Source organism: Paenibacillus vandeheii, assembly GCF_030433635.1.
Lineage (GTDB): Bacteria > Bacillota > Bacilli > Paenibacillales > Paenibacillaceae > Paenibacillus > Paenibacillus vandeheii.
The window spans coordinates 71,949-97,603 of sequence record NZ_JAROCD010000019.1; the positions used below are offsets into that span (position 1 = coordinate 71,949).

The 25,655-nt window shown below is 44.9% G+C and carries 20 protein-coding genes; 2 read left to right on the forward strand and 18 right to left on the reverse strand.

Features of this window, described 5'->3' with window-relative positions; genetic code table 11:
- Positions 1-267: 267 nt before the first annotated feature.
- The 14 genes from P5G61_RS28485 to P5G61_RS28550 all read right to left on the reverse strand — a co-directional run bounded on the left by P5G61_RS28485 (position 268) and on the right by P5G61_RS28550 (position 19,275).
- Positions 268-837: a TetR/AcrR family transcriptional regulator gene (locus P5G61_RS28485; RefSeq protein ID WP_024634349.1), complete on the reverse strand. Its 570-nt coding sequence runs from the start codon at positions 835-837 to the stop codon at positions 268-270.
- 204 nt (positions 838-1,041) lie between these two features.
- Positions 1,042-2,520: an Lsa family ABC-F type ribosomal protection protein gene (locus tag P5G61_RS28490; RefSeq protein ID WP_301249625.1), complete on the reverse strand. Its 1,479-nt coding sequence runs from the start codon at positions 2,518-2,520 to the stop codon at positions 1,042-1,044.
- A gap of 443 nt (positions 2,521-2,963) precedes the next feature.
- A complete protein-coding gene (locus P5G61_RS28495; protein WP_301249626.1) occupies positions 2,964-4,700 on the reverse strand; it encodes an NAD-dependent malic enzyme in 1,737 nt (578 codons plus the stop codon).
- Between the two features lie 271 nt (positions 4,701-4,971).
- Positions 4,972-5,355, reverse strand: coding sequence for a hypothetical protein (locus P5G61_RS28500; protein WP_301249627.1), 384 nt, complete (start codon positions 5,353-5,355; stop codon positions 4,972-4,974).
- 185 nt (positions 5,356-5,540) lie between these two features.
- Positions 5,541-6,146: a pentapeptide repeat-containing protein gene (locus P5G61_RS28505; RefSeq protein ID WP_301249657.1), complete on the reverse strand. Its 606-nt coding sequence runs from the start codon at positions 6,144-6,146 to the stop codon at positions 5,541-5,543.
- 178 nt (positions 6,147-6,324) lie between these two features.
- Positions 6,325-7,038 (reverse strand): glycosyltransferase family 2 protein, encoded by a 714-nt coding sequence (locus tag P5G61_RS28510; protein ID WP_301249628.1) that lies wholly within the window; start codon positions 7,036-7,038, stop codon positions 6,325-6,327.
- A 136-nt stretch (positions 7,039-7,174) separates the two neighbouring features.
- Positions 7,175-8,272: a Gfo/Idh/MocA family protein gene (locus P5G61_RS28515; RefSeq protein ID WP_024634224.1), complete on the reverse strand. Its 1,098-nt coding sequence runs from the start codon at positions 8,270-8,272 to the stop codon at positions 7,175-7,177.
- 12 nt (positions 8,273-8,284) lie between these two features.
- Complete coding sequence (locus tag P5G61_RS28520; protein ID WP_024634223.1) at positions 8,285-9,208, reverse strand: AraC family transcriptional regulator; 924 nt, start codon at positions 9,206-9,208, stop codon at positions 8,285-8,287.
- Positions 9,209-9,227: 19 nt separating this feature from the next.
- Positions 9,228-10,232 (reverse strand): Gfo/Idh/MocA family protein, encoded by a 1,005-nt coding sequence (locus tag P5G61_RS28525; RefSeq protein ID WP_301249629.1) that lies wholly within the window; start codon positions 10,230-10,232, stop codon positions 9,228-9,230.
- A 199-nt stretch (positions 10,233-10,431) separates the two neighbouring features.
- Positions 10,432-10,851 carry an arsenate reductase (thioredoxin) gene (gene arsC, locus P5G61_RS28530; protein ID WP_301249630.1) on the reverse strand — a complete coding sequence of 140 codons (420 nt, stop codon included), beginning with the start codon at positions 10,849-10,851 and terminating at the stop codon, positions 10,432-10,434.
- Between the two features lie 25 nt (positions 10,852-10,876).
- Entirely contained in the window at positions 10,877-12,172 is a 1,296-nt protein-coding gene (locus P5G61_RS28535; protein ID WP_301249632.1) for an arsenic transporter, read from the reverse strand.
- 79 nt (positions 12,173-12,251) lie between these two features.
- A complete protein-coding gene (locus P5G61_RS28540; RefSeq protein WP_285077010.1) occupies positions 12,252-12,578 on the reverse strand; it encodes an ArsR/SmtB family transcription factor in 327 nt (108 codons plus the stop codon).
- 128 nt (positions 12,579-12,706) lie between these two features.
- Positions 12,707-17,923 carry a S8 family serine peptidase gene (locus P5G61_RS28545; RefSeq protein ID WP_301249633.1) on the reverse strand — a complete coding sequence of 1,739 codons (5,217 nt, stop codon included), beginning with the start codon at positions 17,921-17,923 and terminating at the stop codon, positions 12,707-12,709.
- A gap of 692 nt (positions 17,924-18,615) precedes the next feature.
- Positions 18,616-19,275, reverse strand: a complete 660-nt coding sequence (locus tag P5G61_RS28550; RefSeq protein WP_435874299.1) for a DUF1232 domain-containing protein — start codon at positions 19,273-19,275, stop codon at positions 18,616-18,618.
- 164 nt (positions 19,276-19,439) lie between these two features.
- On the opposite strand from P5G61_RS28550, the gene ytaF reads away from it, so the two are divergent.
- On the forward strand, positions 19,440-20,063 hold the full coding sequence (gene ytaF / locus P5G61_RS28555) for a sporulation membrane protein YtaF (RefSeq protein ID WP_301249635.1): 624 nt from the start codon (positions 19,440-19,442) through the stop codon (positions 20,061-20,063).
- 115 nt (positions 20,064-20,178) lie between these two features.
- Here ytaF and P5G61_RS28560 read toward each other — a convergent pair whose 3' ends face one another.
- From P5G61_RS28560 to P5G61_RS28575, 4 genes are all read right to left on the reverse strand, one after another.
- Positions 20,179-20,772, reverse strand: a complete 594-nt coding sequence (locus tag P5G61_RS28560) for a hydrolase (protein WP_301249636.1) — start codon at positions 20,770-20,772, stop codon at positions 20,179-20,181.
- Complete coding sequence (locus P5G61_RS28565) at positions 20,744-21,973, reverse strand: multidrug efflux MFS transporter (RefSeq protein ID WP_301249637.1); 1,230 nt, start codon at positions 21,971-21,973, stop codon at positions 20,744-20,746. Before P5G61_RS28565 ends, P5G61_RS28560 begins: the two co-directional genes overlap by 29 nt.
- A gap of 75 nt (positions 21,974-22,048) precedes the next feature.
- Positions 22,049-22,795 (reverse strand): AraC family transcriptional regulator, encoded by a 747-nt coding sequence (locus tag P5G61_RS28570; RefSeq protein WP_301249638.1) that lies wholly within the window; start codon positions 22,793-22,795, stop codon positions 22,049-22,051.
- Between the two features lie 348 nt (positions 22,796-23,143).
- Complete coding sequence (locus P5G61_RS28575) at positions 23,144-24,385, reverse strand: RICIN domain-containing protein (RefSeq protein ID WP_079344363.1); 1,242 nt, start codon at positions 24,383-24,385, stop codon at positions 23,144-23,146.
- 263 nt (positions 24,386-24,648) lie between these two features.
- On the opposite strand from P5G61_RS28575, the gene P5G61_RS28580 reads away from it, so the two are divergent.
- On the forward strand, positions 24,649-25,584 hold the full coding sequence (locus tag P5G61_RS28580; RefSeq protein ID WP_301249639.1) for a carbohydrate deacetylase: 936 nt from the start codon (positions 24,649-24,651) through the stop codon (positions 25,582-25,584).
- The last annotated feature ends 71 nt before the right edge of the window (positions 25,585-25,655 follow it).

The following is a 25,655-nucleotide window of genomic DNA, read 5'->3' on the forward strand; positions in this document are numbered from 1 at the left end:
CCTCCTTGTCACAAATCCACTGTCTTAATTTGGTAATGATTTGAATCTACTAGAAATTTATATCATTTTTTTGTAAGTTTAAAATCTTAAATTATGAACACTGTTAATTTTTGAATATGTACCCTTAAGATCCATTTAATGCTTTGGAGCATTTTCGTTAGCTATCCACGCAAAAAAACACGCCTAGAGCCACTCCGTATCCATTGACACGGTTGACTACCAGACGTGCTTCAAATATAACAATACATCGTTCCATATCATTAGCGGCTACGATCTGGCTTTGAAGCCATGATAGAACGTATCCACAACCAGAGAAGCTGCCGATTTGCGAGCAATATCACCACTTACTACCTGCTGCCAAGTCAGAAATAAGATAGAATATAGCACATCTACAATCCAGTTTTTATTGACATCCTGACGAAAATAATTCTTTTGCTGCAACAAGCTGACCGCATGCAGTATCGGCTCTCTCAGCTTCGAATCTGCTCCTTCGATCTCAGGGTTGTAGTGAATAGCTGCATCATGAGTAAGGAAAAATATTTTATCACCTAACGGAATGAGCACTTCAATCAGTTCCGGAATATACGTTTCACAGTTTTCCTCATCCAGATGAATGTTTTGCATGGCCTCACTTACAACCTCAATCGCACGCAAGCCCAGATAAACCATTAATTGTTCTCGACTCTCCACATAACGATGCAGGGTCGCAATGCCGATTTTTGCAGCTTCTGCAATGTCATTCATGGATGCATTGGGCTTTTCAATCAGCAGTTTGGTTGCTTCGTCCAGGATGGAGTTAAGTCTCGTTTGCTTCATCGATGTCAGTTCTTTTTTCAACGGGTTTACACCTCTTGGGGACTTTATTCTATAGATTGATTCAATAATCCATCATTTGATTGGGATATGACTATAAAATTATAGCATAGTTCCTCACCATACCAATATCTGAACATGACAAACATCCTCAAATATTGGGATGTAGCTGGAAAGCTTAAAAGCCGCCTTTCGGCGGCTTTTAGTATCTATGACATTCCCTGTTGCTTATAACTCGATAATTCTCGTTGCAATATTTGCGCAAAATTCACTGTCATGCTCTACAAACAGAAGGGTCGGGGAATACTCCAACAGCAACTCTTCAATTTGCATACGTGAGATGACATCTACAAAATTGAGAGGTTCATCCCAAACGTGCAAATGAGCCTTCTCACTGAGACTTTTGGCAATTAGCACTTTCTTTTTTTGGCCTGCGCTATACGTTGAGATATCCTTCTCCAACTGCAATCTGGAAAAATCCAGCTTTCTTAATATGGATTTAAACAGGCTTTCATCAATACTCTGAGCGGCTGCAAAGTCAGATAAATGGCCTCCGAGATCAGACGTGTCCTGTGACACATACGAGATTTTAAGCTGGTGATCCTTCCGAAAAAGGCCTGTATAAGGGATATTCTCACCACAAATCAGTTTAAGGATGCTTGATTTTCCAGATCCGTTTTGACCATAAAGGGCGATACGATCCCCTTTTTCAACCGTGAAACTCACGTCCTTACAAACGACATTGGAATCATAGGCAATGGATACATGTTCCATTTCGACGAGTTCCTTCTTGTGATAATCCAGTTGATGAATCTGCAGGCGTTCTGCATTTTCAATATTTTTGAGCAATTTGGACTTTTCCTGAATGGCGGATTGCTGCCTCTGCTCGATATTTTTGGAACGTTTCATCATTTTGGCAGCCTTATGTCCGATATATCCTTTATCCACCTTGGAACCGGAATTTCTCGTACCATTTTTGGTTCTTTCGACTTCATGCGACCATCCACCCGTCCGTTTGGCGGAGTCGGATAAACGCTTGATGTCCTTTATTAATTTCTCATTACTGGCAAGCTCAAACTGATCTTGTCTCTGTTTATTTTCCCACCACGCGGAAAAATTCCCTTTCTGAATCTCGATGTTATTTTTATTGATGGACAGGATATGATCTACGCTGTTATCCAGAAAGGATCGATCATGGGATACCAAGATAAATCCACTTTTGCTGCGCAGATAATTACTTACAAGTTTTCTCGCATGAATGTCGAGATGATTGGTAGGCTCATCGATGAGCAAAAAACGATTATCCTTTAGGAACAAGGCAGCCAGCATCACCTTCGTTTGCTCTCCGTTGGATAAGGAATCGAAAGGTCGATACAGAATATCTTCCGACACTTTTAACAGGTTAAGCTCACGCACAAGCTGCCAGTGCAGATACTCAGGATAGATCTCTTCAATGACATCGAGGGTCATCGCTCCTTTGTTCTCAACCTGAAACGGAAAGTACTCAAAGCTGACATTTGCAGAAATAGTTCCACTGTATTCATACTTACCGAGCAACAGATTGAGGAATGTCGTTTTGCCTCTTCCATTCCTTCCGGTAAAGCCTAATTTCCAATCGGAGTCCAGCTGAAAACTCACATTTTCAAATATATTATCGTAACTGCCATCATAGGCAAAGGTTAGGTTGGTAACGTTGATTAAAGACATTAAGGATCATCCTTTTTATGTGAAATATAAAAGTTAAGCGGGCGGGTATTTACCACGACATGGTCCCTCACTTTATATTTGAACATAATCAGAATTTCAATCCACTCTTGAAATAAAAGACACACTTTCCCTGTCAGAGTTATGAGAATATATCCTCAAATGAAAAAAAACGCAAAAAAGCCCAATTCACCGGTGCTTTTTTGCGTTACATCAACCTGACTATACGATGACGAAACCTGGCGTCCTGGAGCTTAACGCCAAGATGATCTATGCATAGGAGGATAAAGTGCCGGATTCTGATTAGTTATGTTGTGAACCATGTCAATGTCCATGTTCGCTGACAGGTTCACAACAACATCTACAACCTCTAACTCAGTCATCGCTCTATCCCCCCTTTAAAGGCTCAACAATTTAATATCAGAAACTTAACACGGAATGCGTGCTTAGGTCAAGGCGACCTGCTCTGCATTCATTGAGTTATCAAACGCTGCATACAGCGGTTTGTATACCGGATGCCACATGCCTGCTTTTACAGCCTCTTCCACGTCCTTGAGCTCGACACGCGCGACGCCATCTTCGACTGCCGCCTTGGCGACTGCCACTGCAACTTTGAACGAAACAGCTTGCAGCTCTTTCACTCGTGGCAGAAGTGGAGCACCCGGTGCAGAGGAATCTACCGAATTAGCTACGGCCACCGCTGCTGCGGTGAACATGTTTTTGGTGAATTTCGATGCTTTTGCAACGATAGCGCCAAGTCCCAATCCTGGAAAAACAAAAGCATTATTGGATTGACCGATTTCATATAAAGTGTCATTAAACATGACAGGTTCAAATGGACTACCTGTTGCAATTAACGCTTTACCATCCGTCCATTCAATCAGACTTCTTGGTGCTGCTTCGGCAAGGGATGTCGGGTTGGACATCGGCATAATGATTGGACGTTCCACATGTTTCGCCATTTCTTTGATAACTTGTTCATTAAAGGCACCAGTCACACCGGAAGTCCCAATTAGGATCGTTGGTTTAATCTGTTTCACAGCTTCCAGTAAACTGACCTGTCCCTGCTCATTCAATACCCAATCTTTCACTTCCGCAGCTTCACGTACATATGGTTTCTGGAATTCGAACAGACCTTCCGTCTCATCTGTAAGAATTCCACGGTAATCGAAGGCCCAGAACCGACTTTCTGCCTCCTTCTGCCCAAGACCTTCTTCCATCATGGCATCACGAATCTGATCCGCATTGCCAATACCAGCAGCCCCTGGTCCAAATACAAGAACACGATGCTCTCGAAGAGGTACACCCGTCACCTGAACTCCAGACATGATAGCTGCAAGCGTGACAGCGCCCGTTCCCTGAATGTCATCATTAAACGTAAGGAGTTCTTCCCCGTATTTCTTAATAATATTTCTGGCATTCACGCTGCCCAGATCTTCCCAGTGAAGCAGGATATCCGGGAACCACTTTGTTGTTTCTTTCACAAACGCCTCAATAAATTGATCATATTTTTCCCCGCGAATACGTTCATGACGATTGCCCACATACAATGGATCATTCAGCAATTTGGGATTATTGGTTCCGACGTCCAGTACAACTGGCAGTACACGGCTTGGATCAATGCCCACGGCTGCAGTGTATACAGCCAGTTTGCCAATAGCAATATTGATGCCTCCAACACCCCAGTCTCCAATCCCGAGGATGCTCTCCGAGTCGGTCACCACGATCAGATCCACATCTCCCGCATGCAGGCCACTATTGCGGAAGGCTTCTTCCAGCCCATCCATATCATTAATGGACAGATATATACCGCCTGGTCTGTGATACTGATTGCTATACTCCTGAATGGCTTGCCCAACCGTAGGTGTATACACAATCGGCAGCATTTCACTAAGATGTTCCTTCATTAAACGGTAGAATAGTACAATATTTCGGTTAAACAGATCACTAAGCATAATGCTTTTGCGCAAATTATCCGATTCATTTTGCAATTGCTGATATACGCGGCTCACTTGCTCTTCAATATTTAAAACCATCGGCGGCAAAATGCCGTTCAGGTTAAGCTCTCTTCTCTCTTCTTCGGTAAAAGCAGTACCCTTGTTCAACATCGGATTGGACAGAACGTCCTTGCCTTTCAAAGAGGTTTTCAAGTTTCCATTGGAATCCACAAAAAATGAGTTCATTTACTAATTGCCTTCTTTCATGACGTCTCTTCGTGTCTTTTTAATATATTTTTATCACTTGATAACTTTTAGTTAGTTAGAGATCTTCCGATGACAATTATAAGGTATTTTTTATGGCATGTAAACGAACTCATGAAACTTTCATGAATGAAATTCAATTTCTACTTGATAAATAAAATTTATCACTTTGCATTTTTTCAACAAATTCATTTTATGAAAAAGTTCATTTCGAACACAAAAAAAGCCACGTTCTCCATGGCTTCTTACCTACTCACGGAACATAGGCATCCTCTACCTCAACCTTTCGTTCATTTCCGTCAACTATGTATCTTACGTTTATGATATTTCCTTTCTGGAATTGAGAAATATGTGTAACCGGAATAAATGTCTCTACAGTGGCGGGAAAGGTACTGCCATCCACTTGGGTTACGGTCAGATCCATTCGCACTCCCGGTCTTCCATCCATACTGGATGAAGTCTGTATGATGTCATGAATAATCGCTTCTGCCGGAGTCCCATCCATTAAAATGTTTTTTCGAAGTTGTTGTTTCTTTTTAGCTGTATGAACAAGTTTAAATACGGTAATCAAAATGATTGCTCCCGTTAGAACTCCAAAACCAATGACTGCAATCACTGTAATCAATGTAGTTGACATGATAGCCTCCTTTTAATTGAAAGTTAAGTTTACTACTTCTTTTCTTTATCTGTCTATTCCTGCACATCTGCTTCCACAGCGCTCCTTAAAGCCAAAAAAGCCACCATGTTTGGCGGCCTCCTGCAGGTTATGAAGTTTATCGACTTCAACCATACTGGCATAATCTATTGGCAAACAGGTTAATCTTAATCTACTTTTGCCCCATATGACCGTACAAACAAAACCGCTTGTTCGCGATCCAAACGTGCACCCTTGATATCCAATGATTTCAAATCGATTCCTTCCAGGTTGGCTCCTCTAAGATCCGCCCCTTGCAGTTTCGCTCTGCTCAAAACCACTCTTGTCAGGTCACAGTCTCTCAGATCCGCTTTGGTAAAATCCGTATCCGTAAAATCGGCTTCAAAGAAACGAATTCCTCGCAAGTCCTGTTTACCTAATCGGGTATGTCTCAGATTCGTATAAGACCAATCGCCCCGACTCAGGGTAATGCCATCCATTTGCGCACCAGAGAAGTCCGACCCCGTCATCTTGCATGAGCTGAATTTGGAAGCAAACAGATTAGCACCACCGAAGGAACAGTTTTCAAAAGCCGATTCTGTATGAATGGAACCATTCATGGAAGCGCCCTTAAAGTCACATTCGATAAAACGGCAGTTGCTTGTTTCGATTTCTTCCATTGAAGCATTCATAAAGGTACACTGTTTGAAAACACAGCCGATCAGTTCTCCATACCGTAAGTCCCGTCCTTCAAAATGCACCCCTTCGTATTCCTGATCCTTATATTGAAACATCACGTACACCCCATCTTGTATGATTATCATATGTTCTCACCATTAAAAAGACCTTTAAATAATATACCATACGGCTGTCAAGTACCGTTTAAACACCTGCAAAAGTCAAGTCACTTTTTTTTCAAAAAGATTCCTTCTATAAATAATTTTTCCCCTTCAATGATATTGCTCTTCTTCTCTAGAATTCCTTGTCTGCATATGGTTTGAAATGTTTCGTAATCGCTAACCTTTTGCTTCCTTCCAAATAAAATTGATCATCTGCTCTCCAGGTATGACTTTGTTTGTTTTGTCTCCGGTGATATACATAGTTAAATGGCGACGTCGCATACGTTTTGAAACCCTTTTTTCTGCATTGTCTCAGAAAGGTTACATCTTCTCCAATAGAACGGTCCGTGAACCGGACCTTCTTTAAAATCTCCCTTTTGAACAGAAGTGTACCGCCTTGTATAAATTCCACATGTTTGTTCTTTTCTTTGGGAGATCTGACCAGCAGTGTTTTTGAAGCGCCCAAGTAAACCAGGCACGAATGTTTGCCCACGATGTCGCTTTTCGTTCGTTTTAGTCCATTCACTTGTTCTTTCAAATAATAAGGCGAGTAGTAGTCATCATCATCAAATTTGGCAATCAACGGAAATCGGGCTCGGGTAATCCCAGCATTCAGACTTTGTCCGAGCGAGATTCTTTCTGGAACTTGATATACGGTAACATCTGCATGTTTTCGAACCCGGTTTCGATATAATTGCAGATTCATGCTGTCATGATTCAGAATAATGATAAGCTCTTTTACTTTATAACGCTGCCGATTGAAATTTTGCAGAATATTATCAAAAAATTGTGCCCGATTGGTACATACAATGATGGAGACACCGTTCTCCGTTCTGTTTTTAGCCATGACCTATGCTCTCCTCCACATATATGTTTCTTCATCATACGTACAGAAGTAAGGCATGGTCTGGACAAAGTGATAGCGTATAAAAGACCAAAAAACCTTTATCCTCCAATGAGGACAAAGGTTTCTGAAATTCATACTATGCTTGATTGGATTCGTTCATATATACGGCTTTACCTGTACGAGCGGACTCATAGAGTGCCTCCAGGATTTGCGAAACCACCAAAGCCTGTTTAGGTGTTACTACCGGCTCCAGATCTTTATCGATCGCTTCAATCCATTTTCTCATCTCTATATCCGGAGCACTTTCACTCTTTCCATCATAGAAAGCAACCCCGCCTGCACTCAACTCAATTTCGTTAGTGTACAAACGGCTGAATTTCTCGCCATTGATGCGCAGGCCATTCTTCATATCCGCGCCAGCTTCGCTTCCGCTCAAGCTGCATTTTGCTTCATCCACATCCAGTGAATTGAGCGCCCAGCTGGATTCCAGCATGATTGTGGCCCCATTCTCCATTACGATCATACCGAAAGCGGAATCTTCAACTGAGAATTTTTCCGGGTCCCATGGGCCCCAGGCATTTGCTGCATTTTCTCTTTGTGAAAGCTCGTGATACGTTGTACCCAGAACCACCTTCGGTTGATAGTTATCCATCATCCACAGCGTCAGATCGAGTGCGTGTGTACCGATGTCGATCAATGGTCCGCCGCCTTGTTTCTCCTCATCAAGGAAAACACCCCAAGTTGGTACCGCTCTTCTTCTGATCGCATGTGCTTTGGCAAAGTAAATCGAACCCAGTTCGCCAGCTTCACACAGCTGCTTCAGATACAAGCTGTCTTCTCTGAAACGGTTATTGTATCCGATGGTCAGTTTTTTACCCGTACGCTCGGCTGCTTCAAGCATTTTTTGCGCTTCAGCAGATGTCTTGGCCATCGGCTTTTCGCACATTACATGTTTTCCGGATTCCAGCGCGGCAATTGAAATCTCAGCATGGGAGATATTCGGCGTAAGAACATGTACAATATCAATCGTTTTATCCTGAAGTAGCTCCTGATAATCTGTGTATACCTGTGCTTCGGAACTGCCATACTTTTCTTTGGCTTCATCTGCACGTTCCTGAACGATATCGCAAAAAGCAACCAGTTCTACATGTTCAAGCTTGCTCAGACTTGGCAGATGCTTGCCGTTTGCAATCCCGCCACAGCCAATAATTCCTACACGATACGTTTTACTCATATCCAATCACCCTCACTTTTGGTTTGGTTGTTTCATTTTGCGGAAAGCCGATGGGGTCATCCCCAGACGCTTGCGAAAAACAGCATGCAAATAATTGGCATTGGTAAACCCTGAAGCCAGGGCAATTTGTTCAATGGAAACATGACTTTCTTCCAGATTGCGGCACACCGCGCGAAGGCGAATATCCTCCAGCACACGGCTGAAAGGCATTTCCGGCTGTACCTGATAAAAGATTCGCTGCAATTGTCTGCTGCTGATATGCAGCTTCTCCGCTACATTCTCCAGTGTTACCGCGGAGGGATGATTCGCCTCCATATACTGAATAGCATAATCGTACCTGTACACAGACATGTCTCGAACTGGAGCCTCCGCCCGATTCCCCCCGATATCGTAGGCTCGGACGGTCTTCAGCAGAATACTAATTACCTGCTGCTTAATAGACGTGTAATAACCAATCAGTTTACGGTCACAGGCCTCATATGCTTCTAGGAAACAGTTCATGGCGCGATGATAGTCATGTACCGGAGCAAGAGGAAGCGTCCTAAGCTTTTCGATCGTTTCCTCTGATTCGGCTGCCTCCCATGGATCTACACCCTCTCTCGGATGTTCGATGATATCCACGTGAAGACATAATTCATCCATAGCCTCCTGGGAATCCGCCTCCTGATAATGAACAAGACCCGGACCCGTTAGATACAGCATGCCTTCAGAGAGCGGATGCATCTCATCCCCCAGAATGACTTTTCCTTTCCCTCTCGGGATAAAATGGAGTTCGAATTCCGCATGATTATGAAAATCAACGATTCTGCCTGCCGGAAAAGAAGTCAGATGAAATCGCAGAACCCGTATCTCGTAGTGTCCCCACAGGATCGAGACATCCAGTCTTTCCAGGATATCCTGTCGCTCAAGCATTTTCTCAAAAGGATATCGGCTCAATGCAGCACCTCCCAATATCCTATCCCTGTAAATCCTTTAATGAGATTTTACGCCCTTCCTTCGCAGAAAGGTTGGCCGCCTCCATCAGGCGAGTTAACTGAGTAGCCGTCTGCAAATTCTCGCTAGCAATCGAATCGTTTTGAATATGGGATACCCACTGGCTGAATGCGCTTTCTCTTCTGTCCAGCAAAGGAATCTCCGTCCATTCTTTCTGTTGCTCCGAACCGACATTCGTGCGAATCAGCAGCTTCTCCTCCGGTGTTCCGTATAACAGCGTGCCCTCCGTACCATGAACCTCTATCGCAAATGGCGAATGACTGTTCACAAACCCAGCCTCAACCACACCGATCGCTCCGGAATCCGTAAATAAGGTGGCAACTGCGTTATCTTCCACTTCTTTTCCGGTGACATATCCGAAATTAGCATTAACCCCTGTCACTTCTTGACCCAGGAACAGATTCGTCAGATACATCGGATGACAACCGAGGTCAATCAACGCCCCGCCCTGACAATCTTCCAGATGATAAAAGTGCTCAGGCAGCCAGTTGGCAATAGCTCCGTTATGCGATAAACGCACACGAACATAAGTCACTTTACCAAGCAATCCTTGGTTCAGTACATCTTGAATCGTTAATGTATATCCATCGTTCAAACGAGGTAATGAAACCGTCATTTTCACTCCGTTATCCTGTACATCAGAAATGATTGTATTAACTTCCTTCAAGGTTGAAGCGATAACTTTCTCTGTAAAAATGTGTTTGCCCGCTTTCGCTGCAGCAGTGATCACATCTTCATGAAGTCGTGTCGGTGCATCCACAATGACGGCATCGATGTTGTCCTGTGCCAGCATCTCTTCAAGTGAAGCATAGAATGGCACGTTCAGACGTTCGGCTGCTTCCTGTCCGCGCTCGGCATCTTCATCCCACACAGCAGCCATCACTGTATCTTCATGCTCCTGAGCCTGTTTAATATAATCCCAGGCATGTACGTGCCATAAGCTTACTTTACCTATTCGAATGGTCACTATGATTAACCTCCATACTATATGATATTCTGACATCTAACTATAAATTAACACAGACCTGATCTAATTTTAATAGGAACTTACGACAATAACTATATAAAATTACGACATCATTCAGATAAGTACTCACTTATAAATAAGCAAAAAGCTTTCTGCCACGGGATTGTGGCTGAGAAAGCTTTTTGCAAATAATAAATGGTTAATTGCCCGTTTCCGCAAACGTTTTAATTCGAAGTCCGATTTGGTCACGAACCTGTTGGAAGACAGCCCATTTCTCCTCATCCGTACCTGTTGCTTTGGCAGGATCATCGAACCCCCAGTGCTCCCGTTTAACTTGTGGAGGTGTTATTGGACATTTATCTGCTGCATCACCACACAATGTAACTACCAGATCTGCATTGTTTAGCCGTTCGAAATCAATGATATCGGATGTCTGACTGGAGATATCCATGCCTAATTCCTTCATAGCTTCAACCGCTTTGGGATTCAAACCGTGAGCTTCGATTCCTGCGCTATAAATGTTCCAATCCTCACTCAGGTATTTCTTGGCCCAGCCTTCGGCCATTTGGCTTCGGCAGGAATTGCCTGTACATAGAAAATAAAGTGTTTTTTTGCTCATGCCATCGTCTCCTCGCTATTTTGAATTACAGAATGCTTAACCACAAATACAAGCCTATTAATGTAATTAGCAACGTTGGAACCGTAATAATAATACCTATTCTGAAATAAGTGCCCCAAGAAATCCTGACGCCTTTGGTGCTGAGAACGTGAAGCCAAAGTAATGTTGCCAAGGAACCGATCGGTGTGATTTTGGGACCCAGATCCGAGCCAATGATATTGGCATAAATGAGCGCTTCCCGTATGCTTCCTGTAGCTGTCGTTGCTTCAATGGCAAGCGAATTGATCAAGACGGTAGGCATATTGTTCATCAGTGATGAAATGAACGCAGCAATAAAGCCCATGCCAATGGTTGCAACCAACAACCCTTGATCGGCCAAAGCCTGAATGGCGGCAGCCAGCAGATCCGTCAATCCCGCGTTTCGCAGACCATACACCACCACATACATGCCGATGGAGAAAAATACGATGGCCCAAGGAGCCTCCTTAAGAATCGATTTCGTCGGCACAGCAGAGCTGCGGGAAGCCATAACCAAGAAGAAAATAGCGGCCACACCTGCTACAAGGGAGACGGGAACGCCTATAAATTCACTACAGAAGTAACCGGTGAGCAGGATTCCGAGAACAATCCATGACAACCCAAACATCTTCTTATCCTTAATGGCTGTAGCTGGAGGTTTCAATTGACGGCTATCAAACCGTTTGGGAATGCTCTTTCTGAAAAAGAGATATAGAACTCCTATGCTTGCAGCTAATGAGAACAGATTTGGTATGAACATTCTTCCTGCATACTGCATAAACGTAATACCGAAGAAATCGGCTGACACGATGTTGACCAGGTTGCTTACAACGAGTGGCAATGACGTCGTATCGGCGATAAATCCGCTAGCTATAATGAAGGGAAATACTTTTTTCTCATCAAAGTTTAGTGCACGTACCATAGCCAGTACTATCGGTGTCAGTATTAGGGCGCCTCCGTCATTGGCAAAGAAAGCGGAAACTATTGCTCCTAGGATCGAGACGTAGACAAACATCCGAACCCCTCTGCCATAAGCCGCCTTGGCCATATGTAAGGCAGCCCATTCAAAAAAGCCAATGCGGTCCAAAATAAGTGAAATTAGGATGATAGCCACAAAGGCAAGCGTTGCATTCCATACAATCTGGGTAACATCCCATACATCCTGAAGATGAACAACGCCTAAAAGTAATGCCAGAATGGCTCCCCCGCATGCGGACCATCCAATAGACAGGTTTTTGGGCTGCCAGATAACGAGGATCAGTGTGATCAAAAAAATGATGCTTGCCAACACTGCCGTGAACAAACATTTCACCCCCTTTCCGTTAATACTCTGTCTTTAACATAGTTATATAATGATATACTTATATGTAAATCAAAAAAAGTTAATTACACTTGGACGATACCCCTTCCTTGTTTAATGACTTCAGGATAGCCGCTGTATCCGGCATGCATTCCAATACAAGTTTAATATACGGCGTATCTTCGACATTCAAAGAATAATACACCCACTGTCCGCGTTTGCTCTCTTTAACCAAACCCTGATCCTTTAATTTTCGCAGATGTTGGCTGATGCCAGGTTGCGACATGTCCAGAATATCTACAAATTCACAAACGCACCATTCTCTATCCTTCAGGAGTGAGAGCATGGTCAGGCGTGTTTTGTCACCCAGTAATTTCAACTTATCCGCAGCGTCTTGAATGAAATCCATAACCCTTCCTCCCTCCTGTATGTAACTTATATAAGAACATGCTTATATTATAATGCGATAACAATAAAGTCAATACAAAAGACATCCGCCATGACAAGGCGGATGTCCATTGTTTTGAAAAATGAAGTCTACTCGATCTGAGTTCCTGGTAACAGATTGTCATCATCGGAAGGTACATTTGTAACAGGCGCTTCGGCAGCAGATACGAACAACCGTCCTGGCGCCTCCACCTCTACTTTGTTACCAGCCGTATCCTGGGCGCGGATCACAATAACCCCACCCTCAAGTACAAGTGATGCAGGTGTGGTATACGTACCCGTATAATGACCAGGTTCCGTTTCCACCAATGGAATCTCTCCCCCAGCCTGTGGAGTCAGATTGGATGGCAGTTCAATTCGGAAAGAAGCCTGAAGTTTGGGCTTGCTGTCGAACGAAACCGTTACGGTTTCTCCTGCCACAATCCGTACATCCTCAGCCGGAGAGATATTGGTCAATTCAGGCAAAGACGTTTCCACATTAACCGTTCGTGTCACGGTTGTTTTATTGCCTGCAATATCTGTCGCTATTATTGTAATGGTGTTCTTACCCTCATTCACTAGTACGCGGTGATTAAAGCTTCTGTCCTGCTCCAATTTCACCTTTTGTCCGTTAATCGTCACCTTGTCAAGGAATTGATCCTGCACATTGCCGGTCACATGAACCACTTCTGTGTTGGTTCGACTTCCTTCCTCAGGTGTAAGAACCGTTAATATCGGTGCGGTCTGATCTAAGATGATCACAACTGGAAGAGAACGATCTGTCGTTTTTCCATTAACTACCGCCTCGGCAGTAAAGGCATTAACGCCTGATTGAAGCTGTGCATTATAAGTGAATTTACCGTTCTGAACCGTTGTTGAACTCACCAATTTTTTTCCGTTATAAACTTTAACCTCTGCCCCATTCGCAGGAGAAGTTCCCGCAACGGTGAAGGCTGACTTATTGGTATACGTGTTAGCTGGTGTAGTGAGTATAGGTGCATTCACCGGATATTTTACCACTGCACGAATCATATAGTTCCCCTCTTCTGCTGGTGCAGTACTCCATACTCCGCCTACACGCTGCCAGCTCCGGCCTGCATTCACACCATTTTCATCGGTTGCAAGTCCCGGCGCGCTCGTTCCGACTGCAGTCTGCACATACACGATATAGAAATCGCCTTGTACCACTACAGGCTCAGGAAATTCTACGGTCGTCCACTGATCATTACGCAATGCCGTACCGTCGAATGGCCCCGCCAGTAATCGGCCTGGCGCTCCACCTGATCCGGAGGCGTCATAGACGGCATATTTGAATGCTGTTCCGCCGGGTACTGGCCACTCTGTATTCCAGAATCGAAGTGATGCACCTGTGAGCTGTGCTGTCTCCAATTCTGGCGTCATGCGTACAGCCCATGCGTTATCTGCGGCCACAAAAGCTCTTGCATTTTCAGCAGTTCCATCGTCATAAGCGATTTCACCAGGAAATCCGATAAATGGTTTTAAGGCAACTTTCGCTTCGACTGTACCATTTCCTGGTACCGTTACACTTACAGTTTTACTATAGTAGTCCGTCGCGATGATCGACAGCGTGTAGGTTCCTTCCAGAACATCCAGAATGAACTTGCCGTCTGTGCCTGTACGAACTGCCCCTACTTGAGCATCTTCCAACACAAGAACGGATGCGCCAGCTAGAGGTTTTCCTGTCCGTTCATCACTTACAGTACCTTCAATCTTTCCTTGGGGAATGGTTTCCAGATTGAAGTTGGCTGTCGCTCCACTGCCGTCCGTGATGGTTACCGTTTTCGTCTGAGGATAATATCCATAAGCCTCAGCCTTCAACGTGTAATCACCCGCCACGTGAGTAAAACTGTATTTGCCTGTTGTCGGGTCTGTCTTCACTGAACGCCCTGTTTCCAGAACGGTGACCGTTGCACTTGCAGGCAAGCTTTGCGGTGTTACAGAGCCTGTTCCAGGTTTCTGTGCTTCCGGCTGCTCCTGTTTCGTTTTATTGAATTCAGCCTTGTCTGTACTTGAAACTTTATACCAAGGATTATCATATTCAGGTTTAGGCTTGTCACTGCTCAGAACAACCGCGGTATCTTTCGTAACCGTCTCAGCGGCGATACCCAGAATGCGGAAGTCATCGATATACCAGCCTTGCTTGACGACACTGCTGTCCGACGTCAATCTGAACCGGAATTGAACTTCATTTCCCTTCAATGCGGCCAGATCGTAGAATACCGGAGTCCATTGTTTCCCATTCGAAGAATGAGAGAATTTACCGAGCTCCGACCATGTGTTGCCACCGTCCTTTGTAGCTTCGACATAACCATAGTCATATCCACTTTCAATTTCATACCAATGATTGAACGTCAGTGTAGCTTGATCCACTTGAGTCAAATCCACGACTGGCGATACCAGAGAATAGTTTGAACCGTTCTCATAGGTGCTGTCCAGATCGGTCGCCCAAACATTCGGCGGAGAAACCGCACTGGCAGGACCAACGACAGGTACTCCACGTTCCCACTCGTCCTTGGTGCCCGAATGAGACCATCCATTGTCGCTATTGCCATCAAAGTGATCAATGAAGATATCTTCAGGGACCTCCACGGTCACGGATACCTCATTCGACTTGTCACTTTCATTGCCACTATAATCAAGCGCAGCTACCGTGTAATAATAAGTTGAATCGGTTACGGTCGCTGTATCCGAAAATGTCGTTGCAGATGTATTTCCAATAACCTCATAACCTGAGCCGGGATTCGTCGAACGATACACGTTGTAGGATTCCAGATCCTCATCGTCCGATCCCGTCCAGGACAGGTTTACGTTCCCCAGAATGTCAGCTGTAGCGGACAATCCGCTTGGCGCTCCCGGAGCAATATCATCTGGAGCTTGTACTGAAAAGTCATCGATATACCAACCAGCCTTTTGAACGGAATTGTCGCTGGTCAGATTAAACTTGATAAATACCTGTTGACCGGCGTAGTCACGCAAGTCAATATATTGCGTTTTCCAGCCTCCACCGGCACCTGTAAAGCTCAATGCCTCTTCAAATGCATAGTCACTATCCTCTGTTGCAATGTACACCTTGCCAAAATCGATGTTGCTCTCCAAATCATACCAGTGCTTGAAGGATAACAATGCTCCTTCAGGGCTCTGGGTAAGATCAATTGGTGGTGCGAGCAAATAGGCATTGCTGTTGGCTGCATAAGTCCCAGTCAGATTGGTTGCAATCAGCTTATCACCGGAATAGGCGCTTCCCGGTCCACTTGTCGGTGCTCCCCATGTCCAGGCGTTGCCAACTCCGCCCGAGCTGAAGCCCAGATTATCTTCCTCAAAATCCTGCAAATACCCAGGCTGCACTCCATTGGATACCGCAACCTTGTAAACTTCACTTTCGAATCCGTTATTACCATAATCATTGACCCGGATATAGTATTCCAAGCCCTGTGACTCGATGAGGAATGCCGGAATCGTCGCTGTGTAGGTTCCATCTTTGGCATCTCCAGCTATTCGATTCATCGGCAGATATACGTACTGGCTCGTACCCGTTGTTTTGGCGAAAGCCTCCACTGTAGTTACACCAACATTATCGGTAACACGCGCAGTCAGTGGAATATCAAGCCCCGTAAACGCAGAGTTTACAGGTGTATGTTCCAGGACTGGTGCTTCCAGATCATCACCTGCTGTGACAACCCTCCCGGATACCGTGCCTATGCCCTCAAGTACGGAACCTACTGCATCCAGCGCATTAATGATACCGTGACCGTAGCCGTTATTTGGCGAGGTTGGATACCGGCTGTCTGTTCTCGGTGTCGCTGTATCCATAATAATCTGCTCCAACTGATCAACCGTAAGGGAATGATTGGCTTGAAGCAGGAGTGCAGCCAATGCAGTGGTATGCGGGCCTGCCATGGACGTACCGTTCCAGCCACCCTCATATACGCCGCCCGGAACGGAGGAACGAATGTTAACACCGGGAGCCGAAACTTCCGGCTTAATTTCCTCATAAGGGGAAGGACCAAGTAGGGAAAAAGAAGCCAGATTCCCGTTGATATCCGTTGCTCCCGTCGCGAAGCTCTCTGGATAGTTCGCAGGGTTCGCAACCGAACCTGGGCCTCCCGGATTCGTCAATGTCACATTGCCGGCTGAGAATTCCGGAAAGATCTGTGCATCTCGCCAGGCCTGAACCATCGGACGGAACCACTCGTCCAATCCAGGACCACCACCCCAGGAATTGTTAACCACATCCGGGGCAAGCTCGGGGTGCAGATTTCCTTCGGCATCCACTGGAGCAATCAGCCATTGCCCGCCATCCAGTATAATGGCATCCGTCGTACTCGGATTGAAAATCCGGACGGCAATCCATTTTGCTCCGGGAGCAACCCCGATCTTATTGGTGCCATTGGCTTCGGAGCCTACCATGGTACCCATCGTATGTGTACCATGACCGTCTCCATCCGCAGGAAGAGAGGCATTACTATGGGGATCATACCAGCTTAGCTCGGGATCGACGATATTTCCCGAAGCATCGAGTCCTCTCCATTTACTGCGGAGCGCCGGATGGGTGTAATCGACCCCGCTGTCCAGGTTGGCAACAACGATTCCTGTACCGTCGATTCCTTTGTCCCAGACTGCAGGCGCGTTAATCGAATCGATGTTCCATTCAACGTTCTCTGTCTGCAGGCTCTTCTCATTAGCTGCTGCGCTTTCCTTCGTATCCGCTTCTTTGGCTGGTGTCTTGGCAGGCTCCGTTGCTGGGGCTGCTGTTGCCTTTTCGCTACCAACCTCAGTTTTTTGCATATAACGCTGCTCGTTAGGCAGTAATTTTTCCACCTCGGGAAGAAGTGCAATCTGTTCCATCACTTCTTTCGTACTTGTTACTGCGAGTGCATTAACGATGAAATAACTTTTATATTCTTTGACCTTGCCAAGGTCAAGTTCCTTCTCAAGAAAACTTTCCAGGGTGTATTGGGAGCGCGAGGCCGTTTCTCGCAGAGAACTGACAACCGTGCTGCGCACAGACAGTTTCGTTGCCGAAGCCGTTTGCTTTTCGATCGTTGCCTTTTGCATAGCTTGTTTGGAGACAGAGGCTGTATCTACCTGTTCTTTCATTTTCACCAGATAAGTTACATAATCATTGCTCTCAAATTCCTTGCTCAGCTTGGCGTTCACTTTGGAGGTGGTGATTTTGTCCGAACTGGATTTCATGTCGATCTTCTGCGATGCGGCGTTATCAGCTGAAACCGGATGAATGATAGATAATGCAAGGAGAAGTGACAGGCCCATGGAGAGCGGCTTGCGTAAACGATTCATCTTTATCAAACTTTTCCACTCCTTTTACCCGGTTTTTGTAATACAGCGATTTACTGTATCCATTCCTTTAAACGAAACGATGAAACGGCCTCAATATGGACAGACGTATTGCGTTCATTTACATCAAGCCTCACCTCCTTTACAGGACAGGTTATTAAATTACATCGGATGTGAAAGATTATAGATAGCCATTTTCAGCATATATGGAAGAGGTAGATTTGCATTCCAGCTCAATTCATCTTGTGAGCGGAAATGATTCGCATTCATTAAGGAGGGTAATCACCAGCGTTAGCAAGAACGCATACTTTTCAAGGGAGTATTATGGATATGGGTAGCTCGGGAGATTTCTTTAAATATGTACCAACACTCTTAAAATTACATATAATATAAAATTTAGAATCAATAGTATTTTTATGGTATATTATAGAGTCAAAAAATGAGATATACAAGCACTTTTATTGAAAATTATAGAAAATAATCCTTTTTAATGCTTTTATAAACCTAATGTCTCTCCTTCCCTCACACATTTTACGCAAATGCGAATATCAGGGCTGCTCGGTTGATTCGAACGGTTCTTTATAACTATGACCTAGTCATTCTGACATCAAAAGAACGACGCGAAATCCTCTCGCGCCGTTCTTTTTTTGATGTTCCGGGATATCGATTAAGGGCAGGAGTGGATCGTCCCCTAATGAATCTGCTCATGTACGCTGATTTAGACGATTCAACACCAGATAGACAACGATGGCATCATCCAGATAACCAATCGGAAAGAGATAGTCGGGAATCAGATCGGCAGATGAAATAAAGTATAACAATGCACTGCCGATCAGGGACCGATCATTCTCAGGTGTAATCTCATCACAGTATTGAAGATGCATTTCCTTCAAATGTTCAATGAACGGTCCTGCACCGTTTGTCTGGTTGATTTTCACCTCAAACTCTTTACAGATGATTCGATGCCCTTCATCCGTACGGGCATATTGTTCATACTTGATCATTTCCTGCTCAATTCGCTCTGTTGTCACTGCAGGGTCAAATAACTGGGTATGTTGCAGGACTGACTTTATCGATTCAAGCGAATCCAGGATACCCTGCTCGGCCTCTTTTTTTCCGTGATGGATTGGATAGCCGGCAGCTTCAAGCAGAATATCCAGAGAAACATCCAGATGTTCGGAAAAGACCTGCAGATGCGTGAGCTTCGGTTGCTGCTTCCCATTCAAGATCCGGGAAATGGTAGCGGTGTCCATTCCGCAAAGTATGCTGAATTTGCGCATCGAGAGCGCACGTCTGGCTAGCAGAGGCTTGATCAAATCTCCGATATGACCATCCTTTATTTGATCATTTGCTCTCACCGGCATCCCTCCAGAGATATGATCGATAGTCTAGTATATGGGACAATGTCTGAAAGTTTACCTTATTCTTTCCTCAACGGAAGCGTTTTGTTACTTTTTTCTCAAGGACGGGCACAGGATTCTCAACACCACATACATTAGGAGCAGACTACAGATCATGAGGTGATTTTATGGCATGGATGCTTATCTTAGCTTTGGCTGTCTCTTCGAGTCTTGACAACCTGGGTGTCGGACTATCGTATGGGATCAGAAAAATCAAAATTAGCCTATTTTCGAATTTGTTGATTGCCGTTGTTTGTTTACTGTTCAGTTATTCTGGCATTTTGTTCGGGAAATGGATTTCTGTCGTGCTTCCTGGCGTCTTCCCCATACTACTGGGCACATTTATCCTGCTTGTCATCGGTTTTCGTATCATCCTGTTATCGGTTCCCCGCAAGAAGCAAGAGCATGAAGAGACCGATTCCCAAGCTCTCGGGATCGGGACCATTTTGAAAAATCCTGAACGGGTAGACCTGGATAAATCAAGCCATATCGGTGTGCTGGAAGCATTGATCCTGGGCGTTGCTCTATCGACAAATGCACTGACGAATGGCCTAAGCGCCGGCTTGATGGGCTTGTCCCCCTTGTACATTTCTCTGACAGCAGCTATCGGCAGTTTTGTTACTGTATGGTTTGGCGTGTGGATGGGAACCAAAGCGGCAAATGTCCGTATTGGTTCGTTCACACTGGGTCAGTTCGGAACGCTGGTCAGCGGAATTCTCTTACTGTTGATTGCAGCCAACAATTTGTTCTGATCCATTATAGAAAACTCCAAAAAGGAGACATCGGATCAGATGTCTCCTTTTTGAGCATTTTAGTACTTTAGTTAATAGATCCTTGTCATAATCGTGGACCATTCACCCGTCTATCCTATTTCAGTGCCGTAACCACTTCTTTACTGGACCAAATCCGACCGATTCTGGGAAAAATGGTTTTACAAACGTAGTCATGCTCTTCCTTGGTAGCAGCAGTCATAGCATCTTCTGCAAAAATCTGATGATAACCATGCTGATAAGCTTCTCTTGCTGTAGTATCCACTCCAATGGAGGTAGAAACGCCACACAATACGATTGTATCAATGCCCCGACGACGCAACTGGAGGTCAAGATCAGTACCGAAGAAAGCCCCCCATTGACGCTTGGTAATCGTATGATAAGGGGTATGGGCTGCAATTTCAGGCACGAATTGATCCCAATCAGCGGTAAATTGAGCCGCCCCACGTTCCATATCCGTCTTGGGCTTCAACATATCTTTTCCATCAACGGTCGAGACTTTTACAAGCACTACAAAAGCTCCCTTTTCGGCAAAAGCCTGCGCTAATTTGGCTGCATTTTGCACTACTGACTCACCTGTATGGGGGGCCTGTTGCCGGCTATTTACAATCCCCTTCTGCAAATCAATAACCACCAACGCTGTTTTTTCTGCTGCAAGCTGTTCAGCTTCGGCTTTTTTCAAGTTTTCCATGCTCTTCTCTCCCGTTCATTTCAAGTTTTTGGTATACCTTAAAATACACCCAGCCAGCGTTGATCAATATCAAAGCACTGGTAATCAGAAACACATATCGTATTCCCATCCAGGCAGCTACCTGTCCGCCTAAAACGGCACCGCCGAATACACCCAGATATCCGGCTGACATGTTAAAACCGAAGACTCTGCCTGTCAGAGAAGCCGGTGTAATTTTTTTGATTAACGTATTTACGGACGGAATCAGTCCGGCTGCCGCCAATCCCAATAAAAAACGCAGACCCATCAGCTGCCATGGACTCGTTACAAAAGCCTGGGCAATGAAGAGAATTCCCGCAGCGATAAGTGCAACCAATATTACTTTCTGTGCGCCTACTTGATCGGAAAGCCTACCCAGTCTTGGTGCGGCAATCAGATTGGCCAGTCCTGATGCGGAGAATACGATTCCGGCCATCAAAGCAACATGGGAAGTGTTACCGGAAAGCTGTGTAATATATACAGTGAGGATCGGCTCCACCGAATATAAGGCCACAGTTAGTACAAAAAAAGTAACAAACAAGTGAATCGTCAGACTTTTCTCAGGTACCTTTCGCCATACTTCCCTGAGGCCAAGCACCGCTTTATCCTCTCGCGTGAACGACTCCTTCACGAATAAAGCAGTCGTAATAAACGCAATCATCATCAGACCACCTGTGATAAAAAAGGAATTCTGGAGCCCCCAGTGCCCCCCAATGAAACCTCCAATCGTCGGACCAATCAGGGACCCTGCAATGTTGGCCGTTGAAAGTGTGCCCAACGCATAGCCCGCATGCTTGGAATCGGTCTGGGTAGCAATCAGTGTCGTACAGGCGGTGCTGTATCCGGTGATAACACCTTGTAACAGTCGAAGTCCGATGAGCATGTACACGTTGGATGCGAACCCCATACAACCTATGACTACAGCCATTCCCAAACTGGCTCGAAGGAGCATCGGTTTTCGTCCCCATCGGTCGGCAGCCGCCCCCCAAATCGGCGAAAAAAGGGCGGAAAGTACAAATGTTATGCCAAAGGCAATTCCGGAAAATTGGGCAATCGCCGCCGAATCATTCACACCAAGCTGCTTGATATAAAGCGGCAAAATCGGTGCAATCTGACTCATGCCAACCCCTGTCACAAACATCCCAAACCAGCATACAATTAGATTTCTTTTCCACAGCGGCATGTCAACAGCCTTCCTCCCACTTCACAATCATATCCTCATCTTAGCGGCCAGAAAGGCTATACACCATGCACTATGTTAAACTCCATGGACATTTTTGCTGTAAAATTCCGAAGGACTCATACCTTCCGTTTGTTTAAATAACCTGCTGAAATAGAACTCGTCTGTGTAACCAAGGAACTGAGCCACTTCTTTGACCTTACTGTCGCCTTCCAAAAGAAGCTCTTTCGCTTTGTCCATTTTCAGCTTATTGAAGAATTCAATGATGGAATATCCTGTAATTTCTTTGAATGTTCTCGATAAATAGGGAGGCGACAACTGCACCAATTCCGATAGTTCAGTCAAAGTGACTTTACCATGCAGATGGTGATGCATATAATTGATGATCTTTTCCACTTTCACGGATGTTGCGTAATTACGATGCCGCTTTTTAATATTTTGCGCAATTGCAATAATTAATTGCTGTAGTAACGTCTTGGCGATAAACTCATAACCGGGCAGTTTCGTGTTCCAGATGTCCGCCATTTGTTTAAATACCTCGTCCACTTGATAATAGTCCTTTAACTGCTGGACAGCGGGCAAAGGGAACATCTTCACATCCTTACGTACATTCCACGCACTGTCATTCTGCTCGATTTGCACATAGCTGAAGTGTACGGACACAAAACTTATGGGATCATCAGAATCAATCACGATGAAATGTGGAACATCAGGCTGAAGGTAGATGAGTATCCCTTCCTGAACGGTATGTTTTTTATTATTAACGGAAATCTCCGCTTTCCCGCCTGTAATAAGAATAAGCTCATGATGCTGAAGTGTCCGCACCCCTTTATTTGAAAATTTTCGCGGTTCATTCCTTTTCCTTGAATTGCAATACAAAATATGAAAATAAAGTTGCTCAATATTCATGATTCCCTCCACGCACCTATCTTTTTGACCCTCTGCCCATCACCTCTTCGGGTTCCCCGTTTAGGATTTCCAAAGAGTGGCACATTTAGTTGCAGGCAACTGTGTTTGACGTTTTCTCAAGTGTTTGATTTAATCGTGTTTCTGACGAAGATAGACCTAAAAGAACAAAAAAACAAGCTGTCTCCAAAAAAATCATGGAGCGCAGCTTGTTTCCTGTCCTCTTTATAATTAGTACCCATCTCCCTATAAAGTATCGATATAGAATTAGTTCAATTTGGTGAATAACCACTTTTGGGCATCTGTTCCGTTATCATTCCATTGCTGGACCGCGGCCCCATCCGCTGTTGAGGAGCTCGCAACATCTACCGCCAACCCATTCACCTTGGAAATAATTTTATAGTAACCGTTACCCGCATCCTGGATGCTCCACCTTTGGGCGTTAGAGCCATTATCATCCCATTGCTGGAGTTGTACGCCAGCTGATGCTGTTGAGTTGGGCACATCCAGAACTTTTCCACTATGAACAGCTGTGAGTTTATAGAAACCATCTCCTGTGCTATCGACTCTAAACGTCTGGTTGCTCGCACTGTAGTTGGTCCATTGTTGTACTTTTGCCCCGCTTGCTGTGGATACATCCACAATATCCAACACTTTACCGCTTGCCTTGGCACCGATTGTATAGAGGCCCCCGCTGACAATATTCGGTGTACTTGCTGCTGCTTGATATACACGCACATAATCCACAAGCATTTGTGATGGGAACGGTGTCGCATTATTAGGGCTGCCAGGCCAATTTCCACCTACAGCCATATTCAACAGGAGGAAAAACGGACGCTGGAACTCTTCCGTGTTTCCTGTTCCATTTTCGATGTAAAACTCATTAAATTGTTTACCATCCACAAACCATCTAATATATTTGGAGTCCCATTCGATGCTGTACACATGAAATTGGGAAAAATCAAGATTTTCCGATATCTTTCCATAATCGGCATGCCCGTTGGCATCCCAATGCACGGTACCGTTTACAAAAGCATTGTTGTTGACCCGTTCCATAATGTCGATCTCTCCGCTCTTGGGCCAACCGACGGAATTAATGTTGCTTCCCAGCATCCAAAAAGCAGGCCAGAGACCTTGACCCGAAGGCAGCTTGATACGCGCTTCAACTTTACCGTAAGTAAAATCTTTCAACCCCTGCGTTTTGATTCGTGCCGATGTATAATTGCTGCCATTGTAATTTTCTTTGCGCGCGGTAATGACGAGATTTCCACCAGTAACTTGCAGGTTCTCGGTACGATTCGTATAATACTGCAATTCATTATTTCCCCATCCGCCGCTGCCCGTACCAATCTCTGCAGACCAATTCGACGTATTCAGAGAGCTTCCATTGAATTCATCACTCCACACCAGATTCCAATTGGTCGCTGCATTTGTCGTCGTGCCAGGCAGTAAAGCGATCAGGAAACTGAACAGCACCAGCAGACTTACGATTTTTCTTTTCTTTAACAAACTTTTCCCTCCCCATATTAACGGACTGATACTGAACAGAGATACCCCTGTTTTTTTCTCAATCCGTAACAACATTTACATTAAATGTATTCTGTCTGCGACTCAATTATTTCTATCCATGAACAGGATATACACTGGACAAGACATTATTTTGAAGTATTCTAACAGGTCTGTGCGAATGAACGGTCCGTACCTTATGGGCTTTAATATATTAGGGACATGGCAACTGATTCGCTCTCAATGTGAGGAAGGAGATAAGTGGCATGAGCAGGCAAGTGATTATTAATGCGGATGATTTTGGGCTGTCGCCCGGCGTTAATCAGGGAATTATTCAAGCATATCAGGCTGGTGGAATTACGAGTACTTCGATGATGGTAAATATGCCGGGCCTCGAGGATGCATTGAGCTTAGCCCGCTCGTTGCCAGAACTCGGAGTCGGTTTACATTTCAACCTGACTTACGGGAGACCCGTGTCCGACCCAGCCATCGTGCCTTCTTTGGTGAAGCCTGACGGTTCTTTTCATCAAAGCCCAATTGGATTGAAGCGAGACATCGCTGATATCGCAAAAGAACTCGATGCTCAATGGAACGTTTTTGTTCAAGCATCTCGTTCTCCTACACATCTCGATTCACATCAGCTGCTGCATCAGAACGATCCGATAATGTTCCAAATCATGGCGGAGAAAGCTGTCCGGGAAAACATCCCCCTTCGGAGATCACAAATCCAGCATTCACCCCCTGCTATGCCAGACCCCCGGATGACAGATACGATTCTGCTGGATACTTACGGAGATCAGGAGGGTTTGCAGCGATTGCTTTTACATTTATCTAGGCTCCCAGATGGCATCACCGAGATTGTATGTCATCCTGGATATGTCGACGATGCTCTTCGAGAGATTTCCAGCTGGCTGGACATCCGGGAGCATGAACTTGCAGTATTTGTCGATCAGGAAATCCCCCAAACGCTACAGGCGCTGGGCATTGTACCGATAAACTATAAAGCGCTGAAGGACATACCTGATGAACGCTGCATACTACCACCAATACAAATTGAATCACCTCCCAAACCTGTAGAAAAAAAAGGGTCTAGCCCTTTGCGGCAGCGGATATTGAAGCGGAAGCGTATGGCTAAGATACATCGCTTGTCCCAAAAACGAAGAAAGCTCCGTCGCAGTTCTTCAACCCGAAAACGAGTATAATCCATTGCAGAATCGCACAAAAAAACAGGGAAATAACCAATACATATACCTATTGGTTATTTCCCTTAAAT